22 protein-coding genes and 2 pseudogenes are annotated in these 21,325 nt (G+C 66.8%); 11 read left to right on the forward strand and 13 right to left on the reverse strand.

The window, feature by feature from the left end; all coding sequences use genetic code 11:
• Window positions 1-211: 211 nt before the first annotated feature.
• Window positions 212-370 carry a WYL domain-containing protein gene (locus LL239_RS18090; RefSeq protein WP_228164474.1) on the reverse strand — a complete coding sequence of 53 codons (159 nt, stop codon included), beginning with the start codon at window positions 368-370 and terminating at the stop codon, window positions 212-214.
• Between the two features lie 675 nt (window positions 371-1,045).
• Window positions 1,046-1,741 carry a hypothetical protein gene (locus tag LL239_RS16480; protein ID WP_228164475.1) on the reverse strand — a complete coding sequence of 232 codons (696 nt, stop codon included), beginning with the start codon at window positions 1,739-1,741 and terminating at the stop codon, window positions 1,046-1,048.
• 70 nt (window positions 1,742-1,811) lie between these two features.
• On the opposite strand from LL239_RS16480, the gene LL239_RS16485 reads away from it, so the two are divergent.
• Window positions 1,812-2,570: a hypothetical protein gene (locus tag LL239_RS16485; RefSeq protein WP_228164476.1), complete on the forward strand. Its 759-nt coding sequence runs from the start codon at window positions 1,812-1,814 to the stop codon at window positions 2,568-2,570.
• A gap of 265 nt (window positions 2,571-2,835) precedes the next feature.
• On the opposite strand, the pseudogene LL239_RS16490 reads toward LL239_RS16485, so the two are convergent.
• Window positions 2,836-3,102: pseudogene (locus LL239_RS16490) on the reverse strand (5-methylcytosine restriction system specificity protein McrC); the annotation flags it as partial.
• Between the two features lie 46 nt (window positions 3,103-3,148).
• Between LL239_RS16490 and LL239_RS16495 the strand changes: the two are divergent.
• The gene (locus LL239_RS16495; protein ID WP_228164477.1) at window positions 3,149-3,412 is read left to right on the forward strand and encodes a hypothetical protein; all 264 of its coding nucleotides are present in this window, start codon (window positions 3,149-3,151) and stop codon (window positions 3,410-3,412) included.
• Complete coding sequence (locus LL239_RS16500; protein WP_228164478.1) at window positions 3,409-3,597, forward strand: hypothetical protein; 189 nt, start codon at window positions 3,409-3,411, stop codon at window positions 3,595-3,597. The genes LL239_RS16495 and LL239_RS16500 overlap by 4 nt, the downstream gene beginning before the upstream one ends.
• A 465-nt stretch (window positions 3,598-4,062) precedes the next feature.
• On the opposite strand, the gene LL239_RS16505 is transcribed toward LL239_RS16500, so the two are convergent.
• Window positions 4,063-4,536: a prevent-host-death protein gene (locus tag LL239_RS16505; protein ID WP_228164479.1), complete on the reverse strand. Its 474-nt coding sequence runs from the start codon at window positions 4,534-4,536 to the stop codon at window positions 4,063-4,065.
• 95 nt (window positions 4,537-4,631) lie between these two features.
• On the opposite strand from LL239_RS16505, the gene LL239_RS16510 reads away from it, so the two are divergent.
• Complete coding sequence (locus LL239_RS16510; RefSeq protein ID WP_228164480.1) at window positions 4,632-5,075, forward strand: VOC family protein; 444 nt, start codon at window positions 4,632-4,634, stop codon at window positions 5,073-5,075.
• A gap of 74 nt (window positions 5,076-5,149) precedes the next feature.
• Window positions 5,150-6,220 (forward strand): restriction endonuclease, encoded by a 1,071-nt coding sequence (locus tag LL239_RS16515; RefSeq protein WP_228164481.1) that lies wholly within the window; start codon window positions 5,150-5,152, stop codon window positions 6,218-6,220.
• An 82-nt stretch (window positions 6,221-6,302) separates the two neighbouring features.
• Here LL239_RS16515 and LL239_RS16520 read toward each other — a convergent pair whose 3' ends face one another.
• The 6 genes from LL239_RS16520 to LL239_RS16545 form a co-directional block, all read right to left on the reverse strand.
• Window positions 6,303-6,860 (reverse strand): dihydrofolate reductase family protein, encoded by a 558-nt coding sequence (locus LL239_RS16520; protein WP_228164482.1) that lies wholly within the window; start codon window positions 6,858-6,860, stop codon window positions 6,303-6,305.
• Window positions 6,861-7,248: 388 nt separating this feature from the next.
• Entirely contained in the window at window positions 7,249-7,416 is a 168-nt protein-coding gene (locus LL239_RS16525; RefSeq protein ID WP_228164483.1) for a WYL domain-containing protein, read from the reverse strand.
• A 190-nt stretch (window positions 7,417-7,606) separates the two neighbouring features.
• Entirely contained in the window at window positions 7,607-8,365 is a 759-nt protein-coding gene (locus LL239_RS16530) for a hypothetical protein (RefSeq protein ID WP_228164484.1), read from the reverse strand.
• A 174-nt stretch (window positions 8,366-8,539) separates the two neighbouring features.
• Window positions 8,540-9,457 carry a carbohydrate ABC transporter permease gene (locus LL239_RS16535; protein WP_228164485.1) on the reverse strand — a complete coding sequence of 306 codons (918 nt, stop codon included), beginning with the start codon at window positions 9,455-9,457 and terminating at the stop codon, window positions 8,540-8,542.
• A 54-nt stretch (window positions 9,458-9,511) separates the two neighbouring features.
• Window positions 9,512-10,834, reverse strand: coding sequence for an ABC transporter substrate-binding protein (locus LL239_RS16540; protein WP_228164486.1), 1,323 nt, complete (start codon window positions 10,832-10,834; stop codon window positions 9,512-9,514).
• Between the two features lie 88 nt (window positions 10,835-10,922).
• Entirely contained in the window at window positions 10,923-11,951 is a 1,029-nt protein-coding gene (locus tag LL239_RS16545) for a LacI family DNA-binding transcriptional regulator (protein WP_228164487.1), read from the reverse strand.
• Window positions 11,952-12,491: 540 nt separating this feature from the next.
• Between LL239_RS16545 and LL239_RS16550 the strand changes: the two genes are divergently transcribed.
• The gene (locus LL239_RS16550) at window positions 12,492-13,070 is read left to right on the forward strand and encodes a hypothetical protein (RefSeq protein WP_228164488.1); all 579 of its coding nucleotides are present in this window, start codon (window positions 12,492-12,494) and stop codon (window positions 13,068-13,070) included.
• Window positions 13,071-13,148: 78 nt separating this feature from the next.
• The gene (locus LL239_RS16555; protein ID WP_228164489.1) at window positions 13,149-13,985 is read left to right on the forward strand and encodes a formate/nitrite transporter family protein; all 837 of its coding nucleotides are present in this window, start codon (window positions 13,149-13,151) and stop codon (window positions 13,983-13,985) included.
• 41 nt (window positions 13,986-14,026) lie between these two features.
• Here the strand turns inward: LL239_RS16555 and LL239_RS16560 are convergent, their stop codons facing one another.
• Together LL239_RS16560 and LL239_RS16565 are read right to left on the reverse strand one after the other, a co-directional pair.
• Window positions 14,027-15,619, reverse strand: coding sequence for an ABC transporter permease (locus tag LL239_RS16560; RefSeq protein ID WP_228164490.1), 1,593 nt, complete (start codon window positions 15,617-15,619; stop codon window positions 14,027-14,029).
• A complete protein-coding gene (locus LL239_RS16565) occupies window positions 15,616-16,524 on the reverse strand; it encodes an ABC transporter ATP-binding protein (protein WP_228164491.1) in 909 nt (302 codons plus the stop codon). Before LL239_RS16565 ends, LL239_RS16560 begins: the two co-directional genes overlap by 4 nt.
• Before the next feature lie 86 nt (window positions 16,525-16,610).
• Between LL239_RS16565 and LL239_RS16570 the strand changes: the two genes are divergently transcribed.
• The 4 genes from LL239_RS16570 (at window position 16,611) to LL239_RS18165 (ending at window position 19,148) form a co-directional block, all read left to right on the forward strand.
• On the forward strand, window positions 16,611-17,225 hold the full coding sequence (locus LL239_RS16570) for a TetR/AcrR family transcriptional regulator (RefSeq protein WP_228164492.1): 615 nt from the start codon (window positions 16,611-16,613) through the stop codon (window positions 17,223-17,225).
• Between the two features lie 139 nt (window positions 17,226-17,364).
• Window positions 17,365-18,171 carry an alpha/beta fold hydrolase gene (locus LL239_RS16575; protein ID WP_228164493.1) on the forward strand — a complete coding sequence of 269 codons (807 nt, stop codon included), beginning with the start codon at window positions 17,365-17,367 and terminating at the stop codon, window positions 18,169-18,171.
• Entirely contained in the window at window positions 18,168-18,617 is a 450-nt protein-coding gene (locus LL239_RS16580) for a GbsR/MarR family transcriptional regulator (RefSeq protein ID WP_228164494.1), read from the forward strand. Before LL239_RS16575 ends, LL239_RS16580 begins: the two co-directional genes overlap by 4 nt.
• 138 nt (window positions 18,618-18,755) lie before the next feature.
• Window positions 18,756-19,148 carry a hypothetical protein gene (locus LL239_RS18165; RefSeq protein ID WP_374197644.1) on the forward strand — a complete coding sequence of 131 codons (393 nt, stop codon included), beginning with the start codon at window positions 18,756-18,758 and terminating at the stop codon, window positions 19,146-19,148.
• A gap of 501 nt (window positions 19,149-19,649) precedes the next feature.
• Here the strand turns inward: LL239_RS18165 and LL239_RS18170 are convergent.
• A pseudogene (locus LL239_RS18170) lies at window positions 19,650-21,164 on the reverse strand (GMC family oxidoreductase N-terminal domain-containing protein); the annotation flags it as partial.
• Window positions 21,165-21,325: the final 161 nt, after the last annotated feature.

The following is a 21,325-nucleotide window of genomic DNA, read 5'->3' on the forward strand; positions in this document are numbered from 1 at the left end:
CTGGGGAGGACCGGACGCGATGCGCGGACGCGTGCAGGACGACGGCTTCACGGCACGGGCACTCGTTGAGCATCCGATCCTTTGAAACGGCCCGAAACGAAGGCGTCGACGTCACCCCGGGCACAACCTGCGGCACGAAGGGGGCACCGTGCGGCACGCGCGGGCGCACCCGCTCGGCGGCGAAGAGTCGCCAGTCGTCGCGGTCGAGATCTCATCCGAGCAGGTACCACCGGCCGTGCGAGGTGACGAGGTGGTGCGGCTCGACCCGTCGCGGCTGGGGGTCGCCCTCGCCCCTCGGCAGGTAATCGAACCGCAGCGTGACCCGGTCGCGCACCGCCTGCGCCAGCGTCAGCAGAACGTCGAGCGGCACCGCGGCCGCGGGCGCCTCGCCCTCACTTCACTCAGAAGGAGCGCTCTCAGGAGCGCTCTCAGAAGCGCTCTTTTTCGTTTCCGGTACACCCAGGACGCCTCTTACTGTTCTTCTCAGATTGTCAGTCGCCTCCGTCAAAACGGCCTTTGCTGCGCGAACCTTCTTGATGTCGTTTTCTGCGTAGGTCGCCTGACGAGCGGCTTCCTCTATAGCGCTCGCTAGGTCTCGCAGATTCGCCGGAGCGATCAATTGGTACTCGTAGGAGGACTGTCGAATGGCATCCCAACCTTTGACGAGGACATCGGGGTACTTACCAAGAGCGTCCTGCGTGCTCCTCCGTCTTTGAGAGAGTGAGTCCTGCGCGAGTAGCGATTCCCATTCAATAAGGTGGTAGATCACGTCGGCTGCGGCCCGCACGATGACGGCACTGCTGGTCTTGATCTCATCGAGGTACCGCCGGGAGAGGTCTCTCTTAGCTGTCCTCGCGTCTTGTAACCAACCGAGCCAGAATGTGAGCAGCGCACCGATGGCGACGCCTACAAGCGCCCCCAGGACGCCGACAAACGAAGAGTCCCAAAAGTTGCCCCATCAGAGACCATCTTGACGAGGAACGGTTCGGGCGTAGGCGTGAGAGTGGGCGTAGGCGCAGGCACTCGCTCAACCTATCGGCATCGACTACTGGGCTCTGCGCTCGTCAGGGCGATTGTCCCGAGGCCGCCGTAGGTCCTCCTCGGTGTCGTTCGCAACATCGACCGAATGCTCCTCCAGCGTCCTGATCATCTCCGCCGATGCACGGTCCGCGAACGACTCCTTGCGCTGTTGGCTTCCCCTGGCCTCAGTGGTCTCCAGGTCAGTTAGGCCCCGAAGCCGTCGAAGCGCGTTGACAAGCTCCTGCTCGGTCCGGACGTGGAGCTCCAGTCGCATCGTCATCGAAGGCTTGTCAAACGGGGGCACCGTCAGTGCGATGCATGCGGTCGAGTAAGCGACGACTGCTTTCTGGATGCTCTGAGGCATCGCCAGGCGAAAGCGGTTGTATACGACGCTGTGCCTGCCGATGAGATCGGTGCTCCGTTCGACCAACTCGGGGAAGAACTCGGGGAGCGACGTCGAGATGGTCTTCTGGCCCAGGGCGCTGAACTCACGCCCGAGGGCGATCAGCTCGGCCGCGTGTTCCATCAGCTCCTCAGTTAGCGCGTTGTCACGTTCCGTCTTGATGCGTCGTTTTTCGTTGACTCGGTTCAGCAGGTAGGTGAGGTAGCCACCAAGTAAGAGGAAGACGCCGGCCACGGCCGGGACGCCGTACCACGGAGCGCTATCGGCAGAAGTGATCACCCCGACGAGAACTGGGCTCGGGTAGGGCGTGGCGGACATCACCTCAATCTAGTGAAGAAGCGACACGATCTGCCCTCATTCAAGGCCTGGCTGTCGTTACAGTGCTCGTATGGCCGACAACACACCTGAGGATCACCAGCGGGCCGGGGTGGCGAAGGGACCGAGCGAGGACGCCAAACTCATTCGCAGAGGCAACCAGCTTTACGTTCGAATTGATGGAAACCTCGTCAAGGTGGATGCCTCGGTGGAAATAGCTAGGCGCTATCGATTTGGTGTTGGTAAGCGGATGTATGAAAGGCAGTCCGCCTCGTCTCGCACCAAAGCACCTACGCCAACAGTCGAGAATACCCTTCATGCCGTCGAGGGCCGGATGTACATTGCGTCGTCGGATGCCGCAGAAGTCCTCAATGTCATCGCGGCCTACCGTGATTTCGTTCGACACCTGGGCGTGCAACGCGTCGAAGTTGTCGAAGCTGAACCTGGTTCTGTTTGGATCAAATTCAAGCAGTGGACCAAGATGATGGCGGATAAAAAGAAAGCCCGCATTGTCGCCATGCAGCTAGTCGGCCTTGTTGAAGGGGCGACGACCGAAAAGTTTCAGGCGGAGAACACGGCGACTCACATGGAGTCGGTCGCAAACCTTGCCGAGAAGACGAAGCACCTGAAGTCTTTCTCTTTCGAATCCGAACCGCTCCAGTACGTTCAATGGGAAGACGAGAATGGTGACACGCACGCTCGCGCTCGTGTTGTGAACTCAAGGGACATCGCATTGAAGCGGCTCGACGACGACATCGTGAGAGACCCCCAAAAAATGTTGGAGCAGCTTGACGAAGCCGCCGACGCGATCAAGCCGGAACCAGAGAGCTAAAGCTTTACATTCACGGCGTTCGCGTTCATATTGAGGGTCAGATGCGCCGATCCACCGGCGGACGACCCGTCGACTTCGCCACCGGGAACAACGGGCCAGTCACAGCTCACACCTCATCCGAGCCCTCACAGCGCGTATTCACTCGAGGCTCACGCACACGCCTCCGTCCAGCGTTTAGCAACACGCCCTGGTCCGCACTTCGTCTCGAATCGATCACCTGGTCTGAGACGAGGAATAGGACGCTCCGCCGCACTGGCCGTCACGGTCACCGCCCAACTGCTTCCGCCAACCGCACCATCTCTCCCTCAAGCGCCATGACATCGCCACTTAGCGTGATTGCGTGCACGCAGATGTCGACACGCGCCGCCGGCACGGCGATCGTCCGTGAGACCACATCACCCGAAACGTAGATTAGGTGCGCGGTCGGAACGTTCAACGCCAGGGCGTACGCGACCATCTGATAGACGTCACCGCTCTGCGGCGCTCCCGTGCCGTCAGTGAGCACTTTGTACTTCGTGTCGACAATGCAGACCGGCGCTTGATGACGAGCGACGACGCTGTCGGCCTACTCGCAGCAGATGGCGACTCGCCCTCAGACCATCGGGTACTCCCTGACCGATTCCCCCGTCGGACTCGCGGCATGGATCTACGCGATGTTCCAGGACGTGGGCGGCTCGCACCACGAGCACGGCGACGCCGAAGCCCTCTTCTCGCTCGACGAGATGATCGATGACGTGATGTTGTACTGGCTGCCGGGCACACCGGCGCCTCGGCCGCGCAGATGTACTGGGAGTCCGGCCGGGGCGGTTGGTCGAGCCCCGGCACCATCGAGGCGCCGTTGACCGTACCCGTCGGACTCAGCGTCATGCCGGGCGAGTACGTCCGTCGGTCGCGTCGCTGGGCCGAGCGTCGGTACCCCTCACTCGTGCACTTCTCGGAAGTCGCCCGCGGCGGGCACTTCGCCCTGCTCGAGCAGCCCGAGCTGCTCGTCGACGACATCCGCCAGACCTTCCGGTCGCTGCGCTGAGAAGGGTGAGCAGCCGCGCGGTCGTCGTCATGGCATCCACAGTGTTTCCGGTCTAGGGCGGAAACCGCCCTACTTTCTCCGCGTCCCGGCGGCCACTATTTCGTTGCGTTGGGATGAGCCGTGAAGACCTTGAGGAGAACCACCATTCGTCCGTCCACGTAGAACCAGATTCGGGCAGTTCCCTGCGCGGTGGGCTTGTGCTGCCAAACGTCATGCACGCGGTCATCTGGGCCTCGCCAGGTCGACAGTTCCGCCTTCAGTCTGTAGTTCGTTGGCGTGACGCTCTGCGGCGACCGCGTCAGGAACGCATGAACGGTCGCGAGGGGACCGGGGATCGTCGCTTTGAGATCCCTCCACCCCCGAGCGGCTTTCTCGTCGCCGTAGAAGATGGCGTACTCGTGTGACCGAAGCGGCTCTGGGACGCTTTTGGTCTTGGGTGACTTCTTCGACTTTGCCGCCGCCATCTCAGACGGCGGTCTCCGCGTCCATCGGCTCCGCAGCAATCGGCTGGTCGAAGGGTTCTATGTCCGAGAGGGTGAGACCAGCGGCGAGTGCCGTCGCGGTTTCGTACCATGCCGTCAGTTCAGCAATGGCCAGGTGGGCCTGACCTGTAGCGAATGACGCACGCGCGGCCGATAGCAGTTCTCGAGCACACTGCTCCTGGTCCTTGGGCTTCAGGGCAAGCATCCAGGGGAGGTGGTTCGCCATTCGCTCGACAAGCGAGCCCTCGTCATCAGTGGCAACCGCGATGAGCGTTCCTGCGAGCTGAAGGAGCTTGGATCGCGAGTCGGCTTCGCGACGGCTCATCAGCACCAGATCCTCGCCGTCCCGTCGAGTCACATCGACGGGATGGTCCTCGGCCGCAGCGAACACCTCTCGCGCATTCCGACTCAGTTCGGAAGATTGAAATGCATGGGACGGGCGGGTCGCGGTGAGCATGGAAGCCAGTATAGTTCAGAACTTATTCTGAGTGCCCCCGTTCATCGAAAGCGAGGCGAAGTAGACGTCGGCAGCGCGCCTCATCGACTCGGCACTTGAACCCGCCATCGCCCCGTCGACGCGGCGACGCGCGAGCGGCGCGGGAGTTCTACCAGTCCGTCTTCGGCGGCCACTCCATCATCAACACGTACGCCGACTTCGGGATGCCGGCCGAGATCCCCAGCGCCGACAAGGTCGTGTTCGGCCTCGTCGCCGCCGACCACGGCTTCCACCTCATGGCGTACGACATCCCCGACCAGACCGAGGGCGGCATCGCCGGCGGCTCCACCCGCCGCGAGAACAACACGACGATCACCGAACAGGCCCTGTTGGTCTCGATCAGTTCGCCCACGCTCGCCGAGCTGCAGGGCTACTGGCATGCCCTGGCGGCGGATGCCACGATCATCGAGCCCCTCGCCGCGTCGGCGTGGAGCGCCGGGTTCGGGATGCTGACCGACCGGTTCGGCGTGACGTGGAGTGTGTCCGTCGCCGCAGAGTGACTGGCGTAGTGCGGTGCGGGTTCGCCCGCGCCGCACTCCCCTGGGCTCGTCGACGCAGTCGATAAGCTCGGACAATGGGGACGACGGAGCCGAGGGCTTGGCTTGTTCGGGGATCGAAGAATTACGCGTTCGACAGCTGGATGCTTGAGAAAGGTTACACCGCGGTCGATTTCAGCGAGGTCGGCGACCTGTCCGTGGCGAAGGACCTGCCCGCCATGCGGGCGCTTGTCTCTCCGGCGATGCCCGAGAAGGGCGAGAAAGCGGTCGGCAACTACGCGGCACAGCTCAACGCCTTCGCGAATCGGATGTCAATCGGCGATATCGTCGTGCTCCCGCTCAAGAGCGTGGGCCGGCTCGCGTTCGGCGTCGTGACCGGCCCCTACCAATATCTGCCCGGGACCGGCGTTCTGAACCACGTTCGAGCCGTCCATTGGAAGCGTCCCGACGTGGCACGGGCAGCGATCAACCAGGATCTGCTCTACTCGCTCGGTGCCTTCAGCACGGTTGTGCAGATCAGTCGAAATGACGCGGCCTTCCGGCTGGGAAGGGTGCTGCGGGGCGCAGAAACCGACCCTGGCGCACGACCGGGGGTCTCGTTGGCAATGTCGAAGACGGCTGATGACGTCGTCGATACGGACGAAGCGATCGCGAGTAACGGCCAAGACATCATCCGCTATTCGCGAGACCGGATACTCACCCTGATCAAGGAGAAGTTCGCGGGGCACGCGCTCCAAGATCTCGTCGCCGAGATCCTGCGCGCCGAGGGCATGACCTGCAAGGTCCCGCCGAAAGGGGCGGACGGCGGCATCGACATCATCGCCGGCTCGGGAGTCCTCGGCATTTCCGCACCCACCATCATCGTGCAGGTGAAGTCGCAGACCAGCCGCGTCGGGTCCGAGGTTCTCGACCAACTTGGAGGTGTGGTCGGCCAGCATCAGGCAGACCATGGCCTCCTCGTCGCGATGGGCGGCCTCACCGCGCAAGCCCAGGCGAAGGTCGACGCGCAGCGCCTTCGAGTCGCGGTATGGGATGCCGAGGAGATCGTCGACCGACTGCTTAAGCACTACGAGGTCATGCCCGACGCGATCAAGGAGACCATCCCCCTGCGTCGCATGTGGGTGATCGACGAGAGCACGACGGACTAGCTGGGGAAGATGGCGGGGCGCGCGCTCGGCCTGGCGTACTCCATCCCGGGCTCGCAGCACGGCACGGTGCGCGGGGCCCCCGCTACGCCGCGGGCCGGTACCGCTGCACCGTGACCCCGGACCGGAACTCCCGCCGCTCGATCAGCTCGAGCGTCACTTCCACGCCGTCGAGCAGCCGCGGTCCGCGACCGGCGATCACCGGATGCACGACGAACGTGTACTCGTCGATGAGCCCCGCCGCGGCGAGCGCCACCGGCAGCCGCACGCCCCCGAGCGAGATCCCCCGCCCTGGCTGCTCCTTGAGCCGCCGCACCGCGTCGAAGAGGTCCCCGCGGAGGAGTTCGGCGTTCCACTCCACTGTGTCGAGGGCGGTGGATGCCACGACCTTCCGCATCGGATCCATCACCTCCGCGAAGGCGACCTCGCTGGCATCCATCCAGTCGGGCCACTGTCCCGACGCGGGCCGCCGCCACGCGCCCTCCATCAGCTCAAACGTGACGCGCCCGTAGAGGAGCGTGTCGGAGCGGCGTAGCTCGTCTGTCCAGAACGCCATGGACTCGGAGTCCGGGGGCAGGCCCGCCTCGTGGTGGACGCACCCGTCGAGCGAGACGTTGATGCCATAGCGGAGGGGTTGGGTCATCCCGTCAGCTTCCTCGCCGGGACTCCTCCGCGAAAGAGCCTGCCCATGCGAAGTGCGTCGCCTACACCACGAACGCCCCCGCCAGCTCCGGCCGCCTCAAGACCTCCATCGCTATCAACCTCCCGAACGATGCGGCGAGCGCACCCCACCACCACGCCCCGCCTCAAGGATGCCGCACTCGTCGTTGACTGCGGCGACGGTGCCGTCGCCCGCAAAGGGGAGCACGTCCCGCGCCGGCTCGTGGAACGGCACTTTCCCGCGGCAGAGCCCTCATTCGTGCGCGACCCCATGAACGGATGCGCCGATGTCACAGCCCTGCACGACCCGTGGCACGGGCGGAGCACCGTTTGAGCCACTCGGGGTCGCAACGATCCGCCGAGCAAACCCGCTACTCATCCCGCTCGAGATCCCGCCCGAGCACGTACCAGCGGCCATCCGATGCCACGGGGTGGTCGGGCTCGTTCCGCCGAGGCTGGGCCTCGCCCCCGCTCCGCGGCAGGCAGTCGTAGCGCACCGCGACCCAGCCGCGAACCGCCCGCGCGAGCGGGAGCAACATGCCGAGGGACATGAAAGCGATCGCGCCTCCCCTGGCTGCCCACCGCCGACACCTCGACCGAATCCAGCCGATGCCGCACCCGCGAGGGCAACACCTGCCGCAGGTGTTGCGACCCTTCGGCCTTATACGCCATAGCAAAGGGAGCCACGCACGCACGCAGGCTCCTAACGCAAACCACGCCGCAGCTGCTCTACTGCTTTCGCTTCGCCGCCCGCAACTCCCGGTACTGGGCCCACACATCGTCGACGCCGCGATCCTCCATAAGTGTCTTGATGCGCTCAATCGACTTCTGCGAGTAGCGCTGGAACACAGAGCGCCCAATCTTGAAGGCCTTCGAGCAGTCCGGATCGTCTTTGAGATCCAAAACCGCGATCGCTGCGGTCGTCTTGATCGGCGAGAGCTTGAGCTTCCTCGCAAGATCGCTGTGTGAAAGGTTGTAGAAGCCGAGCTCATCGACCCGTTTGACTGCGATAACACCACCGGCAGAGGTTCCTTCAGGAACCAAGTGAACCGGGATCCCTTCATTCTTTGTTATGCGCAGGCTGACGTCAGCGCCCTCTCCATCGGCGTTGAACGCGACGACAGAAATTCCCGGGAAGAGGTCATCGAAGCTCGAACCTGACATCAGCCTCTCACCAAGCCGGGACAACTGCCTCTCGCTTGGCTGAATAAACTCACCCTCCAGCGCGCCGTTCACGATCGCAAGCCCGCGAAGCTTCGCAGCGGCTTCTGCGCGTCTCCGGCGGCCAGGTGCTAGCAGGCGTCGCACCTCTTCGACCTCTTCGGCGAACATCGTGATCGGGTCGATCGGCGCAATGGTCGAGATCGGCAGGGCACGCTCTGGAAGCAGAGTGGCCAGATTCTCGTCAAACACCGCACGAAGGAGGTCTCGGAACAACGTAACCCCGGACTGCGCGTGGACGTAAAGCTGGCCCTCCGACAGTTCCAACAGGTGATGCTGAGCGGCATCCCGCAACCCGTTAATCGTCTGCAGGACCAGCGCCTGCTCCGCGGAAAGAAACCCCTCGGTTGACAGCCCGCGACGAACACATGCCGGCGACGACGAGCATCGCCCAGTTCGCAAGGCTCCGGCGAGGGGTGCGGTGAGTGATGGTGGCCGACATCAGCGGCGTTCCTTCCGGCTCTCGCGGTGCTGCCAGGTGAGCATCACCGCGGCGACGATGAAGATCACGACCGACATGACCGTGGCGATGGTGGAGCCGTAGCCCACGCGGGACAGTTCGAAGAAGCTGCGGTACGCGTAGTACGAGGGCACCACGGTGGAGTTCTCGGGCCCTCCCCCGGTGAGGATGAGGATCGGAGCGAAGACCTTCAGCGCGGCGATGGTCGCCGTCAGGACCACGACGAAGATCTCGGGGCGAATCTGCGGAACGGTGATCGCCTGGAATCGCCGCCACCACCCGGCACCGTCGAGTTCCGCCGCCTCATATAACTCCGGGTCGACGCGCTGCAGAGCAGACATGAAGATGACGACCGGGTAGCCGATCTGCAGCCAGACCAGCATGAGCATGACCGAGTAGATCGCGATCGCGGGGTCGCCGAGCCAGTCCGGCGGCGACGCGATCCCGATGCTCTCGAGCAGCACGCTCAAAGAGCCCTGCTGCGTATTCAGGATCGTCGACCAGATGAACCCCGCGACCGCGATCGGCAGGATCTGCGGCAGGTAATACGTCGCCCGCAGCACGGCGATCGCGCGATCGCCGAAGCGGCGCCCCAGATAGTCGAACAGGAGGGCGGCCAGCAGGATGCCGATGAGGGTGGGGATGACGGTGATGGCGACGATCATCGCGATGCTGTTCTGGAAAGAGCGCCAGAACGTCTCGTCCGCGAAAAGGGTCGCGTAATTCTCGAGCCCCGCCCACCGCATCGGGCTCTGCCCGCCCTTCCAGTGGAAAAGGCTCGTGTAGACGTTCATCGCGAACGGCGCCGCGACGACGACGAGGAACCCGGCTGCCAGGGGTAAGAGGTAGAGCCAGTAGGTACCCCGTCGCTCCAAGGAGGCGCGCTTTGTGTCGCTCATGGTGTGGTGTCTCCGGGAAGGGGGCCCGCCCGCGCCAGCGGGCGGGCCCGGGGGTCAGCCGGCGAGCGCGGTCTCGCGGCCCTCGTCATAGAACTTCTGCAGGTTGGCGGTCCACTCGTCGGCGGAGGTGTTGCCGTTGGACATCGCCTGCATCCCCGACTGGATGAAGTCGAGGAAGCCGGGCACGGGGTAGTCCGGGTAGAAGCTCAGGGTGTCGGCATCCAGCAGTTCGTTGAAGCGCTCGGTGTACTCGCGCGTCAACTGGTCTTCGATGGTGGAGGCGTCACCGGCGAGCGGAAGTCCGCCGAGCTGGCCGATCTTGTTCTGCACCTCTTCGCTGAGGGTGATGTCGATCCAGTCGTACGCGAGCTCCTTGTTGGTCGCGTTGGCGGGCACACCCCACAGGTGGCCGCTCGAGCCCATCTGCATGTTCGCGCCGGGCAGCGTGAAGTAGCCCCACTCGAAGGGTGCCTGCTCGCGAATGCGCGCGAATTCGCCCTGGTTCCAGATCAGCATGGCCTTTTCGCCGCTCAAGAAGTTGACGGTCGCCTGCTCGAAGTTGAGTCCGCCGAGCTCTGTACCGACATAGCCCTTGTCGATCCACGATTCGAACTTCTTCGCCCCGTCGATCCAGGGCGCTGCCGAGAAATCGACCGGCTCACGGAGGAACATGAAGTCGTCGATCGACTTCCGGTCGGCGGCCGCCGACACGAGCGAGTACCAGACCCACATCTGGTTGAAGCCCTGGCTCGTGGCCGCCGACGACGAGATCGGCGTGATTCCCGCGGCGACCAACTTGTCCATGGCCGCCTCGAAGCTCGCCAGATCGGTCGGCTCCTCCGTGATACCCGCCTGCGCGAACAGATCTTTGTTGTAGTAGAACATCACGTACTCGCCGATGTTCGGGATGCCGTACCAGTCGCCCGATCCGGCCAGTCCCTGTTCGTCGTACTGGGCGAAGGCCTGCATGGCGCCGGTGATCTTCTCGTCCCACCCGCGCTCGGCGACGACGTCGGTGAGCGGCTCGAGCAGTCCCTGTGCCGCGAGCTGGCCCCCATCGGCGTTGCCCTTGTTGAACTCGATGACGTCGGGGACGTTTCCGCCGGTGAGCGTGATCTTCGAGTTCTGGCGGGCAGCGTCGAAACTGGTGGTCTGATAGTCCACCTCGACATCGGGGTGCTTCTCCTTGAACAACTCCAGCGCGAGCGCCCAGCCCTGTCCCTGAGCGGAGTCGGGGTTCTCGTACTGCAGGATCGTGAAGGTGTTGTCGCCGGAGTCGGCGCCGGAGCCGGCGCATCCGGCGAGTGAGACGGACACGACGGTCGCGGCGAGGATGCCGAGTCCGACACGCGCCGCACTGCGCTTGGTCGCTTTCATTTCTCTCCTCTGATGGGGGCGGCCGCGTTCCGCGGGCGCGCCGGATACCGGCCATGCGCGTGCACGGTCGGACGGTTCGGGGTCGTGGCTAGGTTCGGGGCGGAGGACCCACGGACCCGCGCTCGATGAGGGGGCATGACAACGTCGTCACGCCGGGCGGCGCCGACACCCTGCCGTGGATGCGGTCGATTACCCGGCGGGCCGCCCATGCGCCCATGTCGTGATGGGGGAGGCGCATCGTCGTGAGCCCCGGTCGCAGGGCATCGGCGATGAACCGCTGATCGTCGAAGCCCACGACAGACAGGTCGTCGGGGATGCGTAGGCCGAGGTCGGCCGCCGCTTGGAAGACCGCGAAGGCGATCTGGTCGGAGAAGCAGAACACGGCGGTAGGCCGGTCGGAACGCTCGAGGAGCCGTCGTACCGGCGCATACGCCGCGGCGGTGGCGGGTTCGGGCAGATCCACGATGAGCGACGGGTCGCCCACGATGCCGTCAGCGTCAAGGGCATCCTGGTATCCGGCGCGCCTCAGTTCCGTGGCGACGAAGGTTCCGCTCTGCACCGTGCAGAACGCGATGCGCGTGTGGCCGTGTCCGATCAGGTGGGTCGTGGCGTCGAAGGCGGCGCCGCGTTCATCGGGAACCACGCCGTCCGCCACGGCGTCAGCGGCGGCGAACCCGTCGAGCACCACCACCGGCAGGGTCGGCGGAATGACGGGGAGATCGACCTGACGATGGAACTGCGCTGCGACGATCACGGCGTCGATGTCGCGCTGTAGCAGAGCGCGCGACGACTGGTCGAGCATCTCGGCCCGATCGGTGGTGTCGATGATCATCGCGAGGTAACCGCTGTCCCATGCCTCGCTCTGCACCCCCTCAAGCATCCGCCCAGCGAAGGGCACGCTGGCGACCTGGTCGGACAACACCCCGATCGTGTGCGTGCGTTTGGTCTTGAGTCCTCGCGCGAGCTGGTTGGGGATGTACCCCATGTCTGCAGCCATCACACGGATGCGGGCCGCTGTCGTCGCATTCACTCGGCCGGCGTGGCGGTCGTTGAGCACCAGCGACACGGCGGAGGGCGATACGCCCACCGCAGCAGCGAGGTCTTTCAACGTGATCACGACGGCTCCTTCGACATCAATCGTTTGACGCTTACGGCGAGAACCCGCGTCAAACGTTTGATGTGACCGTAGGAGCGTCAAACGCGTTGACGCAAAAGGTCGTTACCGATTCGTTGCCTGATCCCCCAGCCACGACCTCAAGTCCTATTGCCGATGTTGCCCTGGCGCTTGGTATGCGCAGTCGGCGCTCGCCACCACCGCGTCGGCTCACGGGAACCTTCCTCGCCACCGTTCCCGCTCCCCGTCGCCGGTCCCCGGCACAGGCGAAGATTCGGCGGTGTACGGTGTCGCGGAACGCCGGGGCGTACGTGTGCCCACCCATGTTGGGGACGAGCATCTTCTCGCGCGAGGCGACCGCGTCAAGCAGGTCGAGCGCCGCCTGACGGTCGTTGCCCTCGTCATCCCGCACAGAACATGATTCGGGATGCCAATTCCTCGCGACTCCGCCGGAGATGCCGACTCTCCTCGCCCGCGGCGAGCGCGGAGCGACGTGCTCCCGGGGCCTGATCCGTGTCGGCCCCCGGGAGTACGGTCGGCGCCATGAAACCGGACGAACTCTTCCTTCACTCCGACGCCGCGCTGCGCGACGTCATCGACCGAATCGATCCCGCCGACTTCTCGGCGCCCGCGCCGCAGGAGTGGACGCAACTCCCGTCGCCCACGCTGGTCGACATCATCGGATGCCACGCCTACGACGAGGCGTGGATTCCCGACGTGATCGCGGGCCGCGCGGTCGCCGACGGCGACCCGTTCGTCGACGCCGACCTCCTCGGCGACGACCCGATCGCCTCCTACGACGCTCTCAACGACGCCGCGACGGCCGCGGTGCGCGCGGGTGACTTCGCCGAGACGTTCCGGTTCACCTACGGCGACTACCCGGCGGCGGAGGGCTTCGCACACCTGTCGATGTATCGCGCGTTCCAGGCCTGGTCGATCGCGAAGCACTTCGGCATCCCGTACCACCTCTCCCCCGAGCTCATCGCCGGACTCGACGAGCACGTCGTGCCGCACGCCGACGAGTGGCGGCAGTGGGGCGTGTTCCCTCCGGCCATCGAGCCGCCTGCGGACGCCGACGACGAAACGCGACTGCTCTGCACGGTGGGGTACTGGGTGCCGTAGACGGGGTTGTCGCGAGCGGTGCGCGGCGGCGGGTGCCCCCGCGGCCCTACCGCGACGTGCGACTGCGAGGATGGCCCGATGAGCCAATCGCGCGAAGCACGTGCAGAGCAACGACGCCAGGACGGCTCCAACGACGCGGCGGTCGAGGAAGAGATCGAGGTCGAGTTCGAGGAGGTCGTCGGCGAGGGCGCGGAGCGGCTGCACCGGACCTTCCGCGCGACCCTCGTCACCGGATTCCTCGGCGGGGTCGAGGTGGGCATCGGTGTGCTCGTCTACCTCGGCATCCTTCACGAGACGGGCGACCATCTGCTGGCGGGGCTCGGCTTCAGCGTCGGCCTGATCGCCCTGCTCCTCGCCCACAGCGAGCTCTTCACCGAGAACTTCCTCATGCCGGTCGCCGCGCTCGTGGCCCGCGAGGGCACCGCGGCGCAGATGCTGAAGCTCTGGGGCGGCACGCTGCTGTCCAACCTGATCGGCGGGTGGCTGATCATGGCGATCATCGTCGCGGCCTTTCCCGACTGGCATCCGCTGCTCGCCGAAACCGCACAGCACTTCGTCGACGCGCCTTTCAGCCTCGAGTTCGCGGCCCTGGCGATTCTCGGTGGTGCCGTCATCACGCTCATGACGAGGATGCAAGCCGGCACCGAATCCGAGCCCGCCAAGATCGTGGCGGCCATCGCCGGCGGATTCGTCCTCGCCGGCTTTCAGCTGTTCCACTCGATCCTGGATTCGCTGTTCGCCTTCGGCGCGATCATCAGCGGGGCGCCGATCACCTACCTCGACTGGCTGCTGTGGTTCCTGCCCGTTCTGGGCCTGAACCTCGCGGGCGGGCTCCTGCTCGTCACCCTGCTGCGCATCGTGCGGACGGGCGAGCTGTTCAAGCTCCGACGCCGCAGGAACGAAGGGCGCGGTTAGTCGGCTCTCCCCGCCCCGCCCCCGACTCCGCGCGGCACCGCTCACCGAGCGATATCGCGCCTCCGGAACGCGGCGAACGAGAGCCCGAGAAGCAGCGCGACCACGGCGACGGTTCCGAACACGCCGGTCAGGTCGGCCCCCTCCTCGATCACCGGGATGTGCCAGAACGGGCTGATGGCCAGAACCTCATCGCTGAGATCGAACGTCGGTCCCAGGATCGTGAGGCCGAACGCGGCGACGACACCCACCCACGCGGCCACCGCCACCTGCGGTCGCGCCGCGAAAACGACCGCAGCGACCGCGACGAGCGACCACACCGCAGGCAGTGACACGAGCGACTGCTGGATGGCATCCCCGAAGGTGATCCCGATGTCCGCGCCCGCCGCCAGAACCGCCACGAGGAGCCCGGCGAGCACGACGCACGCGGTGGACAGACCGAGCCCCACCACGAGGTTGCTCCCGAGGTACGTCGAGCGGTGGACTCCCGCGGCGAGGACGGGCTCTGCGCGGTCCGCCACCTCTTCGGTTCGCATCCGCAGCACGACCTGCACACCCGGAATCGCGGCGAGGATGCCGAGGAGACTCACCACCGTGAGCAGGAACGCCGACACCAGCTCGTCCGACGTGGTGGCCCCGGCCGCGAGCACCTGCGCGACGGCGGGATTGTCGCCGAGCAGATCCTGGATCGACGTCACGAAGTACCCGAAGACGAGCCCGAGCGCGAGGAACGCGACCACCCACACCACCGCCGACGGCGCGTTGATCCGCGCGGCGAGCGCTCCGGTCGAGCGGACACGCCCCCGCGCGGGGCCGGGCCGCGGCGCGATCACCCCCTGCCCGAAGTCCCGACGCGCCTGCAGCGCGAACGCCACCGAGACCAACGCGGCCGCGAACACCACCGCCCACACCAACGGCCACGCGTCATCGCCGCTGGCCGGTCGCGTCTCCGTCATCCACCCGAGGGGGTTCGCCCACAGCGTCCACTCGGGCGCCTCGACCGCGTAACTGAACCCGCGCAGCACGAACAGCACGCCGAGAACCCCGACCGCCAACGAGCTCGCGGTGCGCGCCTCCGACCCCACCTGCCCCGCCACCGCCGCGACGCCGGTGAACATCCACCCCGTCGCGGTGAACGTCGCGCCGAGCAGCAGCGATGACACGACATCTCCCCCGCACGCCACGGTGGCACCCGCGGCGACGACCCCGACGAGGAGCGACCCGATCGCCGCCATCGCCACCCCGGTGAGCAGACGCGACGCCCGGCCCAGCACACCCGACGCGAGGAGCTCCGCCTGACCCGAGTCCTCCTGCTCGCGTGTCGCCCGCACCACCGTGAAGATGGCGCCCAACGCGGCGAGGAAGCCCCCGAGCGCCAACGATCGCCACGCGGCGAAGCCATCGCTGGTGGTCAGATCGAACGCCGGCCCGAGGATGAGGCTCAGGGCAGGGTTGGCGCCGACGGCCGTCGCCAGCGCGGCGCGGTCGGCCTCCTCGGGGAAGATCCACGGAAAGACCAGAACCGAGGATGCCGCGAGCACGGTCACCACCACCGTCCACGGGACGAAGGAGCGGCGCCCGTCGTAGCGGATCGAAGCGCGAAGCAGCGGACCGGTGCCCGCGACCGTGCCGTTCATCGCGCGACCTCCGCCTCGGGTTCGGACTCGTACAGGCGCAGGAAGAGCGACTCCAACGACGGCGGCTCGACGGTCAACGCCGAGAGGCCGGCCGAAGCGAGCGCCGTGACCGCCTCACCGATGTGGGCGGCGTCCGCGGTCGCGCGCAGGTGGGAGCCCTCGACGTGGACGTCGTGGAGGAGCGCGAGCGCCGCCGCGCTCGGCGGCTGGGCGACGGTGGCGTGGATCGCCGTGCGGGCGTGACCACGCAACTCCCCCAGGGTCCCCGTCTGCACCGTGCGACCGGCACGGATGATGGAGATGCGGTCGGCGAGGGTCTCGACCTCGGCGAGGATGTGGCTCGACAACAGCACGGTCACTCCGCGCGTCTTCGCCTCCGCCACGACGTCCTGGAACACCGCCTCCATCAGGGGATCGAGCCCGCTCGTGGGTTCGTCGAGGATGAGCAGCTCGGCATCGGAGGCGAGAGCCGCGACGATGGCGACCTTCTGCCGGTTCCCCTTCGAGTACTGACGCCCGCGCTTGGTGGGATCCAGCTCGAACCTCTCGACGAGGTCTTTCCGGCGCGACTCGTTCAGACCACCGCGAAGTGCGCCCAGCAAGTCGATCGCCTCACCCCCGCTCATGCTCGGCCAGAGCGAGACGTCACCGGGAACGTACGCCAGACGCCGATGCAGAGCCACGGCATCCCGCCACGGGTCGCCTCCGAGCACGCGCGCGGAACCGCCGTCGGCGCGCAGCAGCCCGAGCAGGACCCGGATGGTCGTGGACTTTCCCGCGCCATTGGGGCCCAGGAACCCATGCACCTCCCCCGCGCGCACCTCGAGGTCGATGTCGGTGAGCGCCCGGAAGCGCCCGAATGATTTGGTGAGCGACGTCACGTCGATCACGGGATTGCTGGTCATGGCGCGTCCTTTCGTCGATGCGACGACAGCGTAGCGCAGTAATTCCTCGCGTGGGGAATTAATTCCTCGCGGGGTAGAGTCAGGCGATGACTACGGCGAAAGACACCCCTCCGCAGCGCTCCCCCGGGCGGCGAGGCGCGGGCAGCGGCACGCGCGAGGCGATCCTGGATGCCGCTCGCGACCTGTTCGCCGCGCAGGGGTTCGAAGCCGTCTCGGTCCGCTCCATCGCCGCGAGAGCCGGGGTCGACCCGGGCCTCATCCGGCACTTCTTCGGCGACAAGGAGGCGCTGTTCGCCACCACGGTGGCCGACCGCACCGTGATTCCGCAGCGGATCGCGGAAGCTCTCGCGGGGCCGCCGGAGAGTATCGGCGTGCGGGTCGCCGACACCTACCTCTCGCTCTGGGAGGACGAGCAGACACGCCCGATCTTCGAGGGGCTCGTGCGCACCGCCATCACGTCGACCCACGGCATCGGCATGCTGCTCGACGTCATCGGCGGCCGCGTCCAGCAGACGACGCCGTTCCCACCCGGACGGGAGGGCCGCATGAGAGGCATCGCGCTGACGTCATCCCACCTGTTCGGGGTCGCCGTCGCCCGGTACATCCTGCGAGTGCCCATGCTCGTGGACATGCCCCGTGACGAACTCATCGCCGCGATCGCCCCCACGCTGCAGCGGTACCTCACCAGCCCCGACATCTGACGCACCCGTGGCGAGCCTCCTGTCGGATGGCTCGACGGATCTTCCCCCGCCGGGCTCGCCAGCGTCGCGCGCGGCGCGCCTGAGCACGTGAACGGCATCCTCCAGCGCGCACAGGACCTAGGTTCGCTACATTTGGAATATGGTGAACATGTCCCACCGGGTGCCGTTGGGTGGTTGTGATGTGCTCGTCGACGATGGGGGCGGAAGCGGTTCGTCGGTGCTGTTTCTCCACGGTGCGGGGGCCGACCATGTGATGTTCGACGACCAGGTAGACGCCTTGCGGGCGAATGGGCACCGGGTTGTGACGTGGGACATGCGAGCGCACGGACGATCTCGGCCCAACACGGCCGAGATCACGGGGCCACAGTTCGTTGCCGATGTCGAACACCTCATCCGGACTCTCGACCTGGATGAGCCGACGCTGATCGGGCACTCCCTCGGCGGCAACATCGCCCAGCAGCTCGTGCGTCGTCGACCGACCGCGTACTCGGCGCTGATCGTGATCGACTCCACGTGGAATACCGGTCCCCTGAGCTGGTGGGAGCGGAGGTTGCTGAAGCTCGCTGCGCCCGGTCTTCGGCTCATCCCTGCGGGGTCGCTGCCGGGAGTCATGGCACGGGCTTCCGCGGTGACCCCCGCCGCCCAAGCGGATCTGCGTCGCGCATTCTCCCATGTGCCGAAGAATGACTTTCTGGCCATCTGGGCCGCGACGACGTCTTTCGTCGCCCCGGATCCGGGATACCGCACGCCCGTACCGCTGCTCTTGATCCGGGGGGAAGAGGACGGTACGGGCAATATCGCTCAGGCAATGCCCGCCTGGGCCGCGCACGAGGGCATCGGTGAGGTCCTGATTCCAGGCGCCGGGCACGTCCCCAGCCAGGACGCCCCAGAAGCGGTGACGGCGGCCATCACGCGATTCCTCACCTCCCTGAAGGGCCAGCGATGACCGCCGACGCGGACTTCATCAACGCGGTGGGCGACCTCATGGCGTCATGGAGCCTCTCGCGGGCTACGGGCCGGGTGTACGGGGCACTCCTTCTCGAGGAGGACCCGGTGTCGCTGGATCACCTCGCCGATCGCGTGAGCCTGAGCAAAGGGCAGATCAGCACATCCACTCGCGAACTGATCTCCTGGGGTTTGGCGCGCTCGCTCCCTCAGCCCGGGAGCAGGCGAATCCTCATCGAGGCGGCTGGGGGTCTCGACTCTCTGCTCGCGTCCTCGCAGCAACGCACTCGTGCGCTCGTGAGCGCACTGGAAGCCGGCCGCGGTCTTGTGCGAGAGGGCTCAGCCGCGCAGCAGCGGTTGGGCGATGTGATCGACCTTTTCCATGGCTACGTCGCTGCGAGCGAGCAGATCTTGTTGCACCGTCGGCCCCCGCTCCGTGAGAGCTGACCATCTCGCGGGGGGATCTCCGGCGCAATCCCGAGCGGTGGTGCGCAGCAATCCCCTACGAGCCACGAGGGCCACGGTCCCGCGCTCGGCGGAGCTCATCTGGCCTCGGCGGCTGTCTACGTCATCGCCCGCCTCGCGATGTGCCCTTCGCGGAAAGCGAGCCGGTCACGAGAGGGTTGCTGCCGCTGTCGTCGCTCGAGCAGACGCAGAGTCGACCGGCCTCCGCGCTCCCTGCGCGCGGACTGCCACGCTTTCGTGGACGCGATCACCGAGGATGCCGCGGCGCGTGTGCTCCTCGTCGAGGCGCCGGCCGTCGTGGGCTGGTCGAGATGGCGGGCGCCGGCGGCATCCGGTGGTCACCTTCCCCAGTGTTCGGAGGGCGAAGAAGGCGACGAAACGTCGAGCGACTCTTCTCCGTCGGCTTCCGGTGAATGCCATTCCCTCGACGGAGCGGAGCAGTCGGAGGACGTCGATGACGGATATGCGGGCCGTCCCGAGGGCAATGCGAGCCTCCCGATCGGTGGCTCGTGAAAGGTCGAGCTCGAGATGCAGCGTGGTGAGCGGTCGCCAGGCGCTGTGGAGGGTCGGCGCCGCCTTGTGGCCGACGAGCCGGATGGGGAGGTCGTCGTCTCCTTGGCTGTCCAACACATACCGCATGGCCTTGTCTTCCCCGTCGGGGAAGAGCTCCAGTCGACCGCGCACCGGCTGGTGGGTGGCTACCCCGGCGATGTCGAGTGTTCCGGTGATGGTCAACGGATGCCGTGAGCTCGCCCGGAATCGATCCCAGCTGGGAATCTCGGCCGCCAGGTGCAGTGTCGCCTGCACCTGCTGGCCGAGCTGGACGGTGCCCGTGAGTCGTTCCCGGAAGCGGAGTCCGTCTCCTGCGTGACGGATTCTGAGCTGTGCCATGGCGGCGAACGCTTCGTCTTCGGGGGCGGGGGTAGGGCGGACCTCGTCCCATTCGGGGGCGCGCCAGTCGGGTGTGCCGGTCGTGCGGATGGTGTGCTCGATGCTGCGTTCGGCGAGGGCGAGGATCGTGGCGGACGGGTTGGAGCCGGTTGCGGCGGGAACGGCGGCACCGTCGAGGATGACCAGCCCGGGGTAGCCGTGTACGTTGCCGTACCGGTCGATGACGCCGTCCTGGGCGTGGTCGCTCCGGGGTGCCCCGCCGAGGGGGTGGACGGTGATCGGGGTGCGCAGCAGAGACCAGATGGGGCTGGCGTAGGCGCGGCCACCGAGGTGCTGCCGGACGACCTTTCCCACCCGAGACTGTGCGCGGGTGAGGCGCCGGTTCGCTTTCGCGTCCCATGCCACCGTGGCCTCGTGACGACGGTCCAGCGTGAGTCTGCCGGTTGCGGAGTCTCGGCCCATGAGCAGGAGCGCGAGCGTGTCGCGTCGCCGACGCGCCGCGGTTCGGTGGTGACGCGTGCCGCCGGGCAGCGCTTCGCGGATCACGTTCGAGAGCAGCGTGGTCAGCGGTTCGGGGACGGCACCGTCTTGCACCTGGAACCAGACCGGTGAGCCGTCCTCTTCGACGTCCAGGATGGTGGTTGTGGTGATGGTGGGGCCGCGCTGCTCGCCACGGTCTCGCTGGGGGCGGCTGAGGAAGGTGAGGGCATCGCCGTTGCCGGAGAACCCCTCGCCGAGCCGCGGCGACAGGCGGGGCAGGGTGCGGAGGACGTCACGTTGACGAAGCAGGAGTTCGGTTGTTCCCACAGCGCCGGCCGCCACGATCACCAACCGTGCGCTTCTCTGCCGTCGCTGCCCTGTGCCGTGCTCACACCAGCTCACGAGGTAGCCGTCGTCCAGCGGTTCGATCCGGTCGACCTCGGCGCCGGTGACTCCTCGTGCGCCGTGTCTTTCGGCGAGGGCGAGGTAGGTCAGATCGAGGCTGTTCTTCGCACCCCGCGTGCATCCGACGACGCATTCGCCGCAGAACGAGCAGCCGCGCTGGGAAACCCCGTATCGGTTGGTGACCGTCGCCTCGGGGTCGTCCGTGAATCTGACGGCGAGGTTGGGTCGGATGGTGCCTCGGGGGCGACCGATTCGAGCGGCGAGGCCTTCGAGCGCCGTCACGCGGCCGGGGATGTCGCCGGTGGCGGGGTCGGCGGTGACAGGCGACACCTCGAGCATGTGGGCGGCGAGGTCGTAGTAGGGGTCGAGCGGGGCGCGACTTTCGTCCCAGCGCGGGTCGGCGAACACCTCGGCGGCGGGCCGTGCGAAGACGTTGGCGTAGACGAGCGATCCGCCGCCCCAACCTGCCGCCTGGATACTGAGCATGCGGTCCAGCCATCGGATGTCGTAGATGCCGTGTCCGGCGTTCCACAGCCAGCCGTCCGAGAGCTGGTCACCCCGTGGGAAATCGGCGGGCGAGAAGCGGCGTCCCCGCTCGAGCACGAGCACCGAGCGCCCTGCCTGCGCGAGACGGGCGGCGGCGACCGCACCGCCGAAACCACTGCCGATGACGATGGCGTCGACCATCGGCGAGGCATCCGAGCGGGGATCGGCTGCGGTGAACTGCCGGGGCTGTGAGGCGGTCTGGCACATGGCGGTGTTCCTTCCTGCGGTCGGGGGTCGGGGGGGGGGGGGGGGGGGGGGGGCCCCCCCCCCCCCCCCCCCCCGCGGGGGGGGGGGCGCCCCGCCGGGGCGGGGGCCCGCGCGCCCGCACCCCCAAGACACCCACCCCCCCCCCCCCCCCCCCGGGGGCG

It is taken from the genome of Microbacterium testaceum (assembly GCF_020781835.1).
GTDB lineage: Bacteria > Actinomycetota > Actinomycetes > Actinomycetales > Microbacteriaceae > Microbacterium > Microbacterium testaceum_H.